Annotated in this window: 7 protein-coding genes; all 7 read right to left on the bottom strand. The window is 55.4% G+C overall.

Going from position 1 to position 13,048, the window contains the following annotated elements:
• Nucleotides 1–30: 30 nt before the first annotated feature.
• Nucleotides 31–1,386, bottom strand: coding sequence for a TniQ family protein (locus AB2N08_RS01445; protein WP_367608850.1), 1,356 nt, complete (start codon nucleotides 1,384–1,386; stop codon nucleotides 31–33).
• Nucleotides 1,383–2,363 carry an ATP-binding protein gene (locus AB2N08_RS01440; protein WP_367608849.1) on the bottom strand — a complete coding sequence of 327 codons (981 nt, stop codon included), beginning with the start codon at nucleotides 2,361–2,363 and terminating at the stop codon, nucleotides 1,383–1,385. The genes AB2N08_RS01445 and AB2N08_RS01440 overlap by 4 nt, the downstream gene beginning before the upstream one ends.
• Before the next feature lies 1 nt (nucleotide 2,364).
• Nucleotides 2,365–4,344 (bottom strand): hypothetical protein, encoded by a 1,980-nt coding sequence (locus AB2N08_RS01435; RefSeq protein WP_367608848.1) that lies wholly within the window; start codon nucleotides 4,342–4,344, stop codon nucleotides 2,365–2,367.
• Nucleotides 4,341–5,039: a hypothetical protein gene (locus AB2N08_RS01430; protein ID WP_367608847.1), complete on the bottom strand. Its 699-nt coding sequence runs from the start codon at nucleotides 5,037–5,039 to the stop codon at nucleotides 4,341–4,343. Before AB2N08_RS01430 ends, AB2N08_RS01435 begins: the two co-directional genes overlap by 4 nt.
• Nucleotides 5,040–5,197: 158 nt before the next feature.
• On the bottom strand, nucleotides 5,198–5,563 hold the full coding sequence (locus AB2N08_RS01425; RefSeq protein WP_367608846.1) for a helix-turn-helix domain-containing protein: 366 nt from the start codon (nucleotides 5,561–5,563) through the stop codon (nucleotides 5,198–5,200).
• 2,461 nt (nucleotides 5,564–8,024) lie between these two features.
• Entirely contained in the window at nucleotides 8,025–8,648 is a 624-nt protein-coding gene (locus AB2N08_RS01420; RefSeq protein WP_367608845.1) for a hypothetical protein, read from the bottom strand.
• A gap of 1,187 nt (nucleotides 8,649–9,835) precedes the next feature.
• The gene (locus AB2N08_RS01415) at nucleotides 9,836–13,042 is read right to left on the bottom strand and encodes a CusA/CzcA family heavy metal efflux RND transporter (RefSeq protein WP_367608844.1); all 3,207 of its coding nucleotides are present in this window, start codon (nucleotides 13,040–13,042) and stop codon (nucleotides 9,836–9,838) included.
• Nucleotides 13,043–13,048 lie beyond the last annotated feature (6 nt).

The following is a 13,048-nucleotide window of genomic DNA, read 5'->3' as shown; positions in this document are numbered from 1 at the left end:
TTTATTATCCGGTTTCACCCACCTATGGCATCAGGGAGACAGAATAAGGCGAAGTCCATCAACAGCTGGGAAGGCGACCTTACCAATAATATAGTCACCATTACTTCCGTCAAACTTCACATCAATATGACTCATTGTCGCCGTTGCTCTTCTGAAATCGCCAACTCTTTTCCTCCCATCCCGCACAGCGACTAGCCACCAATAGAACGCTGCATACTCAGCGATGAACTGCGCCCGCCAACATATCCTTACCCGCTGTGCAAACTCATTTCCATAAGGGAATCCCACATTCCATTCCTGGAAATCTGCTTGGTCTGGCGATGCATGCATCACACTAAAATAGGTCTCGTAGCTATTTCTGAGCATGATGAAGGCTAATAATTTCACGTTGCAGCCGCTCGGAGAATTCAGAAGGTCTCTGATGGATTCGGCTCGATGACGAACATAGTCCTCATCCTCGAACGGTTCCGATTCTGCGATTACGCGAAGTAACCGTCGTAGCGTTGCACGATAAACCTTTAGTGCCAGATTAAGTTTTTCAGTTTTCCAACGCTTTGGATAAAGGACGCTTTTCATAGGGTCGCATCGTTCAAGAGCGATTTTCCAAGTCAAGACCACGAGTTGGGGAACCTTGCGTGTCGTGAAAGGTAGCGTTGCTGGCGGGGGGACTTGGTGAATAACCCACTGTAGCAATGTAGTTTCAGGCCTCAACCACGGCGAGAAATGATATGCTCGTGAAGACAAAAATGATTCCAGCTGATTGCGTGCTGCTGTCGACTCCTCCCACCAATGATCAAGACTTTCAAAAGCCCGCGCGTATTCCCTTTTGCTTTGCTGTATCTCCAACCGAGCATCCACGCTCAATCCAACGCCTGAGATGGGACCGTTGCAGTGCGGGCAGACGTATGGCCTGCTTAGGATCTCTTGATGAAATCCGTAAGTGGGCAAATGCTTGCCACACGAGTAACAAGTATCGCGCAGTGCAGCTCCATCTAGCGGGCAGTGGGAGAGGAACTTCGATTGATGCCAAAAGCTGTGATAAAGATGCCCTAGACATAGGGGACAATAGCGAAACGCAGTATTCCACCATATAGACCTATGTTTCTCAGATGATGATCCGAATACCTCTTTTTCGCTCGACTCATCAATCCACCAGCTGCTGTGACTGAACACGTCCGGGTCGAAACCACGCTTATAAGAAAAAGTGGCATGCTCTTTCTGATAGCCCGCACCGTGCGTGCAATGGGTAAGCAGTTCTTTCACTCCGAGGCCGTTACGCCATGCGAATCGCCATATTGAGGAGACCATCGATTCTTCCGGCAAGGGAACCAGATCGAGCGCGGCGTTGGAAGGAAACTCTCTAACGGCGTTATCGTAAATTTTCATCGCGGTCTCCCTTGTGCCCGCTTAGCTTCACCTTTCATTTCGGCAATTGAGTCCGCCAGAAGTGCAAAGTCAACAGCTTCGTCCCAAGCGTCCGAGCTTGGCAACACATCGGGCGCGTCGCGATGGTGCTGGACCGTGAGATAGCGCCGTAGTGCCGTGAAGAACTGTCGGGCTGGAAAACCGACTTTGTGCACCGAATGCGGGGAACATTTTTTCACAGCTTCGAAAAACCTCATGGTCTCGTTCTCCAGCCGAAATCCAGCGTCCCAGGCAGTCGGCATAAAAAACTGGGTCCAGGTCTGGGAAGTTTCAGCTGGCCAGACGGAACTGTCATACTGAGCAAAAATTGACGCCACATCCTCCTTATACGAGAATGCTCGAAACGATTGACGGCGCCGAGCAAATCTAGAGATGAGATCAGACTTGCCCATTTCCCGAAGGTTGCCGATAACGTCGGAAAAATCTGGGTCCTGTCCCATCATGATCGTTACCAACTGGACGCCTTCACGGTCCAACTCGTTGTAGATGTCTTTCAGGAAGAGAAAATCTTCGAGACGCATAGCATTTGCTTCGTCGATAAGGAGCACGACGAACGGTGACTGATATACCCGGGCCAGATCAATAAGGCGTCGCACAAGTCGGTGGCGCAGGTCGAAGGTCTCGCCACGAAGTTCCGGGTGACCTACCGCAGTAAGAAAATGCTTGAAGAATGCGCGGATCGATGAAACTTGCTGGTTCCAACTGTTATGCCGGATCACCACCAATTCGGGCATGCGGTCACGCAGTAAATGTTCAAGTAGTACGAGCGCGCGAGTCTTTCCTACACCGCTTTGCGCAGTGAAACAGCAACCGCTTTCGCGCACGAGCAGGATGTGGCGGACGATTTGGTAGAGTTCCTTGATTGGTTCCGTCAATAGGACAGTATTTCGATTAAATGCCGGATGGTCGATCGTCAGTAGGTCAGCGAAGGCAGTCAATTTAATCTCCTAAGTAAGTAGGACCAGTCTTGGGAGCTTCGAAATCGAAGAAGCTACCGGTCTTGGGCGAGATTGAAGGCGGCGAAGGTATCAGTGAGTCCCCTACTGCCGCTTTATCACCGATGCGCTTTTGATCGGCCTGGACCTTGGAAAGGGAGAGCGCTTCCTTAGAAGCGCGCTTGGCGTTTCGAGCACGCTTGCTGCGTTCGCGCAGCTCGTCGGCCTTCCCATCGCACCAGCGTGCCGCTACTGACGTCGAATTCTCATGCAGGCGTTGCGACAGACCTGCCTGGTTCATAAGTGCACGGTTGCGCCACGAAATATGGTCTCCTCGCTTGTTCGCCGGGCCCTGCAGAGCGCCGAGCTGTTCGCCCGTCTCGAGTACGGTCGCATTTGCGACCTGGACATCGCGTCGATCGCAGTAGACGATGAGTTGCCGGTCGATGAGGTCGTAGGCGTTCGCAAGCGCGGCGTTTGTATATTTCCATCGCCCGAGAGTCACATGAGGCCGGATGTTATTCTTGCGGCTGCCGCAAACCTTAACAACTTCGACATGAGAAAGAAGCTTCAAGTCTTGCTGCGCCGGAATGGGTAAAGGCTGCAGAAACACTCCCGAATCGGAGCGATTCAAGCCATGCTGGAGCGCTCCTATCGGCGAAGAGAAATTGTTACCCTCATTCCCTTCCTCGTTGTGCTCTCTGATGCAGGCATAAATGACATCAATGAGGTCACGTATGGTGATCTCGAACTTCACGGCCTGCTCGACGGGCTTATTGCGGCGCGTGTCTTTTGGCCCAGACCCGAATGTGGAAGGCAGTCTTTTTAAACCACGCTCGCTCAGTTTGCCAAAAATCCTTTCAACTGGATGCCTACGCCACCACGCCTTGACCGGACCGAAGTTGATCGCACAACCGAGTGTACGGATAATGTTATCGACGACTTCGGTCGCCGCATTCGACCATGCGTTATCCATTTTCAGGACGCCGAAGCCCTGGAACGCTATCTCGGGCATGATTTGTATGGGGAAAACCTTGCCGTCAATAGTTAATGGGCAAGTAGCCGCATCGCTTTCTTCGGCCGGTGGACGTATCGCGGACTCGACCACCTCTAGCACACTGTCCCCGCTCGGGTTCCCCTCGAGCGCTACAAACGCGCCCAGCACAAGATTCCATCGCTCCTCAATAAGAAAGCCGATGTGCCAGCGAGCAAGCGGTACTGGTAATCGTCCGCCATCTTCGGTCTCCAGGATCAGAACTGAACCTGCGTCGACCTTATGAAAGTCTAGTTGGCATGCCCCATAGCCGCGAAGCTGCGGAAAAAGGCTGCGCCGCCCAGACCCGATCCCATGTCGACGCGCCGCTTCCTCTCCAGAGCGAGCCGAGAACCAGCGCGTTGCGTTCTCGCTCAGCAAACCAATACAAAATTGCCGAAGAGACTTGTATCCGCAGTTCTTCGTACTGAATGGCCAGTCCTCTGACGTAAAACCCAGTGAGCGTAGCTGGTCAAGAAATTCACCATGAAGCTCGGCGTAGCTGATCCGAACTACTCGAACCGAACGCTCTCCAGTGCCAAGAAAGCGGTTCCGAATGTGTAGCTCCACTTCGGGAAATCGCGCGAACAGCTGCGATAGAGCACCTGCACACCCCCCCGATCCTTCACCTAGCTCATGGACAACTGGAGCACGGCGCTCGTAGCCGCGTAAACGCTTCCAAGGCACCAGCGCACGAAAGCCGGCGATCGTGCCGTCCTCACCACCAGCCATGCATCGGCCAACCAGGTAGAAAATCTTCTGGCGCGGTATCGCCGTAGCAGCTGTGATCTGTTCGTGCGCTACTCCGTCCGCATACATTGCGACAGCCAGCTTACGAGGTCGGTAAATACGCAGGATCTCTTCATTCAGGACTTCCTCATCAGGTGCTGGCCACCGCGACAAGTCCGCAAAGGCAGCAGGAATAAGGGTCCGGCTACGTGGGACACTCATGACCGCACCCGGTCGAGTTGCGAGTGAGTCCCGAATAGGCGGCGAGTCAGATCGCTATGCACCGTGCCGTCCTGGAGCGCCCTGGCCACCACGGCAAGCATGATGCTTCGATCGGCCCGGGCGTCGGCCAAGACATCCTGTACGCGTAACGCGCCGTGTCGTGACATTAATGCTAAGAACAGCTCGGTTTCACGATACGTGGGATATGCTTTGGCACGGGTCATGATTGCGCAGAGCATGAGCCAGTTGTCCAGGAAGACTTCCTTCCCAAGCAGTTCAAGTTCGCTACGCGCATGAACTTCGACACCGGCCAATGATGCCTTCTCTCGCAAGTTCTCCGAAATCGAAGGACCACTGTCCTTGCCTGGTGAAGAGCGACCAGAACGAGCTATGACGATCCAATGCTCATCGCCGTCGCGGCTGCGTACCCTGACATAGCCGGCATCATTGTTTGAAGCAACTTTAAAAGGATCATCGACGAGTTCGTAACCAGCAACGCCCGTATCACCTTCAAGTAGCATCAAGTGCATGAAGGGCACGTCACCGGACACGGTAAGGCGCCGATTATTCTTGGGGGAATCGAAGATCCAGAGATTCGATACCTTGGCCGCGCGTTTGCGTATCGCGGACAAAGGCGTAAGAGTTTCCCGAGCATGCGCACTTGAGGAAACGCGTTCTAAGACTGCTTTCACCATTGCTCTACCCTCCTGTTAATAGACGGATGCAGCTTTTTTGAAAACAACAGTTGACCGTCCGGCCGGAGAGCGATATCTTAGAATTTCCACGTTCGAAGATACTATCTCGGCCAGAAAGCGGCGGATCTCAGTTGTAGGGGGTTCGTCGTTTTCTACATTTATTCCTCCTTAAGGATCGCTGCGATACGCACCGTTTGCTCGTGTGTAATCCTGGGCGCTGATTGAATCAATGACTTCACGAGTGGTGCTATAGAGATCGAGGCCACAGAACTGTGGCAAGTTGCGGCGCACCGATCTGCAACCGCGACAGCGAACAAACGGTGCGACTCAGCGTCGCTCAGTTCTAGCGCCTCGACGATGCGGCACAAGAGGAGCGTCGAAGGCGGCCCCTTTCTTGAATTTTCCAGCTGCGAGTAGTAGCCTCTACCCAATCCAGCACGAGAGGCGACGTCTGCTTGCGTCACGCCTGTACGAATTCTTAGGGCGTACAATTCACTGCCAAAGTTAGTTTCGGCTGCTCGCATGTTTTAAAGCGGATGCTGATTGTGAGTGCGAATGCAGTTTATACAACTGCTTTCGGTATTCCGCAAGCAAAATATTTTCTGGGTTTAGATAATACTGGAGATACTGCTTTTTCTGCCACGAAGACCGCCCCAGATAATATCTGGGTACGTGTTTCAAAGGCTGCACCGCGTATATTCAGTCGCGAGACAAGAACGCGGTGCTCATGAGGGCAGATGTCTAGATAACGTCTGGTCGATTCGCCAAAAACTAACTTTTGGGGCGTCGTTGCTTGGCCCGAGGGTTCCGTTTCTCCATCTCTACGAGGACAGAGCATCTGTCTGGCAGAGGGCCTTCGCGTGCAGACCTGCAAAGTAACTTTTTCCAACGTCAAAAACCAACTACGGATTATCTAGATAACGTCTAGAAGAATCGCTCAAAACTAACCTTTAAGGCGACGCTGCTTGGCCTAGGGTTCGGTTTCGCCATCCCTACGAGGACAGTGGGTCCGTCCCGCAGCGATCTTCCGCGCCAAGCACCTGAAAAGTAACTTTTTCCGACATCAATGACTAACTTTGGATTAAATCGGCGTAGCCGCGTCGGCAGCTCTACCAAGGAGCATTATGATTACTCCTGGAAATTGGTATTTCGATAGGAAAATTGAATGCGACTGATGCTCGATGTTTTGCTAAATCCATGAAGCTTGAACTTCGTACGGAGGGTGACTATTGCGAGGATATTTGAAAGCTGAGCTGGTTTCGATTTGCCCTGTGCTGCCAACGTCTTGCTAACTAGCAGGTCAAGGAAAATGCGGGGATGTGCGCTAAGTCTAAGTGTTTAGGTTTGAATTCGATCCCGTCTACTAAGTCACCATATTTAGGTACAATGTTGCCGACGAGAGAAGTGCCAAAGTACTCAAAATAGATGACTTTTGCACGTATCCCAAACAATTCAATCACTTAGTCGAAAATTACGTCACCTGATTTAGGTACGAGTACTGTAAATCTGTTAGTTGCCCCTCCGGCAGCAGCAATCTAACGAATTTCCTTCCAAGTGCATTGACCGTAGGGACATAGTTCAGCTTAGAGCGAGCGACCGCGATGTTCAACAGTCTTGTCGAGCTTGGCTAAGCGCTCGCCCAACGCGATCGCACCTTTTGCGCCGTCCAGCTAGACTCCGAGCACGGCCTTTTGCTGCCGGAGTTCGGTGCAATCCTTGGCACGAGCTAGACCTGCCGCAGTTCGACCTGCAAGTTCTGGACCTGCTGTTCATTGGGTCGGTTTTCCTGCTCACGCTGCTCCTTTGAAGTGGTTCGATAGTGTTCCAGCGAAACACGTGCGTGCAGGTGCTTTTCCTCCAGTGAAGCCTGGTGCCGCTCGGCGTCGGCGACTCTTCCGCCAAGATCTCGACTGCGCTGTTTCGCAGTATCCCGGTCAAATTGTTTAAAGCTGAGCTGTCCTTTAGAGCGGCCAGGTCCTGCTCGGTCGATGCCGATAGGCGGGGCACGACCTCCAGCGATTACCGCAATTCGATTAACTGCGATTCCAGGGCAGCCTGGACATGTTCGTGGGCTTCCTATAGTTCAACCATTCGGGTGCGCACTACGTCGACCTCAGTCGTAGCTTCACCCCGAAGCTGATCCGCAAGCTAGTTAACCAAGACCTGGATGAATTCGGCAACGCTGGGTTTCCGGCCACCCTCCTCGACTTTGTTGGGCGGCGCAATATGCAAGGGCGGCCGCCACGTTCCCGGCATCAAGCATCGCAATGCAAGACCCGGCATGTTTGTTAGCCTCAACCTTCTTCATCAGTTTTCCCTCGACCACAACTATCGGCATATGACGTCGGATTTAAGTTAGGGTTGTGTGCTGTAGGCCGCCAGTCGCGACAAGCCATCCCATCCGTCACATACGGGTTCTCGCAGCCTCGGATCGTAAAGTTCAGCTTCTTCGAGTGTCCACTCACCTCGCCCGAACTGACAGCAATAACACGAAGTCACGAAGTTTGAATCCTCATTTTTTCCGCCTCGGCCGTGTGGCACTACGTGGTCAAGCGAAGATGCCAGTGCGTAGAGAGCTGAGTGTCTTTGATACTCTTTGCTTGTCCAACGTGCCTCAATCACGAACGCGTTTGCAATCACTGCACGTGCCCCTTTGCAAATTACCTTCGTTCCGCAAAAGCGGCAGCGCCATCCATCCCGTTTGAAGATGGCGCGCTGAGCGATAGCGTCGGGCATCCTGATTGGATGCCGCTCACGATGAGGGAGGCACTTGGGGCGTTTTGTAATCTTGTGCACTTCGATACTCAAGGGGCCAACTGCACGTCGTGCATAATTCATGATTTCTGGTAGGTCGGCCTGGACGAGCAAGCTCGCTGCTAAGGAGAGTCTGCCAGTAAGCATTGCTGATGCTGACGCATCCAGCAGTTTTGCCGCCAGATCGAGCTCCGGGATGGGCACAAGGATTGAATGGCGCACTTGAGCTTCCTAAAGATTTTCCGAAACGCAAGCGGGGAAGTCGGCATACCAATCCAAAAAGCCACGCTCGTTATGGGCATTCTTCAGCAGAGTCTGCTTATTCACGATATAGCTCGTGACAGTCTTCTTCGGTTTTTCATGCCACGACAAGTTGAAGGTGCACATACCTGCGCCATCGAAAAATTCAAGTTCGCTATAAGGTAGGTGATCATGGATCCAGTATGCCAACGAACGCCAGTCTGCGCCCTTTGCGTAGCGATCGGTGAACCAAGGAATAGCGATGCATGCAGTCGCGCCACATCGGCCCTTGTTGTCACGACGGTCCCAGATATGCCCTGCGAAGTTACTTTCAGACTTGGCGCAGTTGTGCCGTCCAACCCCAAGATCGTTGACTGCGACCGACCTGTACGACGACCGTAGGACGACCCTACCGAATGTGGCATTCAATGGTTCAAGCAGATGTTCGCACAACTGTTTTCCGACGTAGACCGCCAGATCTGGGTCATCAGGCACATTTGCGATACCGTACATGGCAGCAATTTCACTGTACAAGAATTCCCGCATGTAGAAATTCCGCGACAAACGAACTCTGCCCAGGGCATCAAGCGAGTCCACAGATTTTGGCTTGCGCATGGTTCTCCGGGCTCAGAAGCTGATCTTCTCGATAACTGCATCGAGTACTTTGGTCTCGAATGCCTGCATACGAAGGATCACTTGCATTTCGGATTCAGAGCCAAGGTCGCCCTGAACTATTTTTCGGCCAATCTGGTATGCCTCTCGCCAAATCGGACCGCACTTAGTGTCATTGGAGGTCAGTCCAGGCCTGGCAACGAGCCGCGAAGCTACGCTTGCCACCAGCTCTTTCTGAGCACCATACGCTGCCCCTGCGACTTCGCAGAGAGCCAGTGGGTCAGGCTTCGCTGTCTCTGCTGCAGACGCCGGGAGGCTTAGGACACAAACGATGGTAGGTAAAATTCTTTTCATTGTGTTTCCGTTATGACGTTGCGGCAGACTTTGCTCGCTGTCCAGCGATGTACTCTGCACAGTCTTCAGCTAAAAAATCGAAACACGCCCAGTCATCAACGATAGGAGATTCGGCGCCGGTGAAATGGGACAAACTCAGCTCGACTAAGCGGGCATCCACTCAGTTCTGGTAGTCGTCGCTAACGCGTCGGTGGAGTTGCATGCTCATATTTTTCGTAATCCCTAGAGTTTCGGTTTGGTTGCGAAGTGGCAATTACCTGCTTCTGTACGCAGATCGACCTGAGCGAATCTGGACTTCAGCCGCGCCGAGCGCGGCAGGGCAAACATGGTAGGCGAAAACACAGGCTATAAGTCTCTTCAAAAATCAAACTAGAAAGTCAACTAATTTGACCTGCCCCCTTGCCTCAGCTTCCTTCACCCGCGTTTCGATAATTCGTACTTTCCGAGGCTCTTCGGGAGACACGACCGATGCCCCCGCAAAGAACGAACTCCCATGCATATAGGGTACGATGAACTGCTCCAGCTAATTCAGGCGGGGGACTACCCGCATCCCGAGCGTAAGGGTTGAGAATTGGATCCATATTTACCTTTTTTAGCGATTTTATCCGTATGCAGTAAAATCGCTAAATTCTGTAGGGGCGTCAAGTCCACCTTTCATGGTCGTGACTTAGAGGACTTCTTGGAATATTTGGGTTATAAGAGCGAGAATGCATGCGCCCTTTCCCTAACTACCAAGAATGCGCCCTTCAGGAACCCGCAATATCAGGCGGCGTATCCAGACCGACACGCCGCTCCCACACCCGACCTCTTGCTCAAAGCCTGCCGCGCAAGTCAGATCATTCGGAATCCCCCACCGGCTCCATCCGCAGCCCCTTGCCACCATCCCTTCGATGAACCATCCGATACAGCAACGGCAACACCAGCAACGTCAGCACGGTCGACGACAAGATACCGCCGATGACAACCGTGGCCAGCGGCCGTTGCACCTCCGCGCCGGTGCCAGTCGCAATCGCCATCGGCACAAAGCCCAGCGATGCCACCAGCGCCGTCATCAACACCGGCCGCAAGCGCGTCAGCGCGCCTTCCGTGATTGCCTCGTCGAGCGACATGCCATTCTCGCGCAATGAACGAATGTACGAAATCATCACCAGCCCATTCAGCACCGCCACGCCCGACAACGCGATAAAGCCGACCGCAGCCGTAATGGATAACGGGATTCCCCGCATGGCGAGCGCGGCGATGCCGCCGGTGAGCGCAAACGGGATGCCGGTGAACACCAGCAAGCCGTCCGTCACGTTACGAAACATCATGAACAGCAGCGTGAACACCAGGAACAGCGCCAATGGCACGACGATCGTCAGGCGCCCGGTGGCGGACTGCAGCTGCTCGTACGTGCCGCCCCAGCGCATCCAGTAACCGGCGGGAATCTTGACGCTGCCGGCGATGGCGGCTTCGGCTTCCGGCACAAAACTGCCGATGTCGCGGCCACGCACATTGGCGCTGATCACGATGCGCCGTTTGCCGTCTTCGCGGCTGATCTGGTTCGGGCCGGGCGCCAGCTCGAGTGTCGCCAGTTCGCCCAGCGGAATGAAGGCGGCGCCGGACGATGGCGCCGCCCCCAGGCCGGTGCCGGCCACACCTTCCGTGCCGAGTTGCGCTGGCAGCGGAATCGGCAGGCGCCGCAGGGCGTTGACGTCGGTGCGCTGGGCCTCGGGCAGGCGCACGACGATCGCGAAACGGCGATCGCCTTCGAACATGGTGCCGGCCTGGCGTCCGCCCGTCGCGGCGGCGATGGTTTCCTGGACGTCGGCCAGGTTCAGCCCGTAGCGCGCCGTCTTGTCGCGATCGATGTTCACGGTCAGCATCGGCAAGCCCGTCGTTTGTTCGACCTTGACCTCGGCCGCCCCCCTCACCTGCTGCAAGACGGCGGCGATGCGCGCAGCGGTGTCGTTCAACACGGCCATGTCGTCGCCATACAGCTTGAACGCCACGTCGCTGCGCACGCCTGAAATGAGTTCGTTGAAACGCAGTTGGATCGGTTGCGAGAATTCATACGCGTTGCCCGTGTACGTCGCCGCTTGCGCCTGGATCGCGGCCACCAGTTCGGCGTGGCTGCGCTTGGGCGCCGGCCAATCGGCCTCGGGTTTGAGCATGATGTAGCCATCCGAAATATTCTGCGGCATGGGATCGGACGCGATTTCGGCCGTCCCGGTGCGTGCAAAAATACGGTCGATCTCGGGGAAGCTGGCTTTCAGGCCGATCTCGATCTGCTGCTGCATCTGCACTGACTGGGTCAGGCTGGTGGCAGGAATGCGCAAGGCCTGGATGGCGATGTCGCCTTCGTTCAGATTGGGGATGAATTCGCTGCCCAGGCGCGTTGCCAGCAGCGCCGACAGGACCACGGTGACAATGGCGCCGGTCAGCACGACCGGGCCGTTGCGCAAAACCGCCTGCAACATCGGCGCATACAGAGTGCGCGCCTTTGTCATCACGCGGTTTTCCTTCTCGGCCACGCGCTTGCCAATGAACAGGGCGACGGCGGCTGGCACGAACGTCAGCGACAGGATCATGGCGCCGATCAGGGCAATCACGACGGCAAACGCCATCGGATGGAACATCTTGCCCTCCACCCCGCTCAGGGCGAAGATCGGCAGGTAGACGACCATGATGATCAATTGGCCGAACAGCAGCGGGCGGCGGGCTTCCTGCGCTGCGGCGAATACCTCGCGCATGCGCTCCTGCAGCGTCAGGTCGCGCTTGAGGTTTGTCTGCACATGCGCCAGCCGCCGCACGCAATTCTCCACGATGACGACCGCGCCATCGATGATGATGCCGAAGTCGAGCGCGCCAAGACTCATCAGATTGGCGCTGACGCGGAACGACGCCATGCCGGTAAAGGTGAATAGCATCGACAAGGGAATGACCATCGCCGTGATGATCGCCGCGCGGATATTCCCAAGGAACAAAAACAGCACCACGATCACCAGGATCGCGCCTTCCAGCAAATTCTTGCGCACGGTCGAGATGGCCTTGTCGACCAGCACCGTGCGGTCGTAGACCGGCACCGCCTTGACGCCCGCCGGCAAGGTCTTGTTGATTTCGACCATTTTCTCGGCGACAGCCTGTGACACCCGCCGGCTGTTCTCGCCGATCAGCATGAACACCGTGCCGAGCACGACCTCCTTGCCATTCTCGGTCGCGGCGCCCGTGCGCAGCTCGCGGCCGATGCCCACGTCGGCCACGTCGCGGATGCGCACCGGCACGCCGTCCACGTTCTTGAGCACGGTGTTGCGGATGTCATCGATCGACCGCACCTGGCCGGGCGCGCGGATCAGGAATTGCTCGCCGGCGCGCTCGATATAGCCGGCGCCCATGCTCGCGTTATTGCGCTCGACCGCCAGTGCGATGTCGCCCATTCCCAGCCCGAACGAGCTGAGCCGGTTGGCGTCCGGCGTGATGTGGTATTCCCTGGCATAGCCGCCGATCGAGTTGATCTCGGTGACGCCCGGCACCTGGCGCAGCTGCGGCTTGATGATCCAGTCCTGCACTTCGCGCAGGTCGGTCGGCGTGTAGTTGCTGCCGTCCGGTTTTTTCGCCCCCTCCTCCGTCTCCACCGTCCACAGGTAGATTTCGCCAAGGCCGGTCGAAATTGGTCCCATCACCGGGCTGGCGCCGTCGGGCAACCCTTGGCGCGCCTCTTGCAGGCGCTGATTGACGAGTTGACGGGCGAAGTGGATATCGGTGCCATCGTTGAAGATGACGGTCACTTGCGACAGGCCGTAGCGCGACAGCGAGCGTGTCTGTTGCAGGCCGGGCAAGCCCGCCATCACGGTCTCGATCGGATAGGTGATGCGCTGCTCGACCTCGAGCGGCGAGAATCCCGACGCGGCCGTATTGATCTGGACTTGGACATTGGTGATGTCCGGCACGGCATCGATCGGCAGGCGCTGGTAGTTGTAGACACCGATCGCCGCCATCGCGAGGACCAGTCCCATGACCAGCCAGCGGCTGTCGATGGAAAAACGGATGATGCGTTCGAACATGGGATT

The organism is Massilia aurea, assembly GCF_040790145.1.
Classification (GTDB): Bacteria; Pseudomonadota; Gammaproteobacteria; order Burkholderiales; family Burkholderiaceae_D; genus Telluria; species Telluria aurea_C.
Note: the sequence above shows the minus strand (reverse complement) of the source record. Positions and strands in the feature narration are given on the sequence as shown.

What these genes read in the sequence shown, in the direction of transcription:
- AB2N08_RS01430 (WP_367608847.1), bottom strand. Translation starts at nt 5,039, where the DNA reads ATGGTGAAAGCAGTCTTAGAACGCGTTTCCTCAAGTGCGCATGCTCGG.
- AB2N08_RS01445 (WP_367608850.1), bottom strand. Translation starts at nt 1,386, where the DNA reads ATGAAAATTTACGATAACGCCGTTAGAGAGTTTCCTTCCAACGCCGCG.
- AB2N08_RS01415 (WP_367608844.1), bottom strand. Translation starts at nt 13,042, where the DNA reads ATGTTCGAACGCATCATCCGTTTTTCCATCGACAGCCGCTGGCTGGTC.
- AB2N08_RS01435 (WP_367608848.1), bottom strand. Translation starts at nt 4,344, where the DNA reads ATGAGTGTCCCACGTAGCCGGACCCTTATTCCTGCTGCCTTTGCGGAC.
- AB2N08_RS01425 (WP_367608846.1), bottom strand. Translation starts at nt 5,563, where the DNA reads ATGCGAGCAGCCGAAACTAACTTTGGCAGTGAATTGTACGCCCTAAGA.
- AB2N08_RS01420 (WP_367608845.1), bottom strand. Translation starts at nt 8,648, where the DNA reads ATGCGCAAGCCAAAATCTGTGGACTCGCTTGATGCCCTGGGCAGAGTT.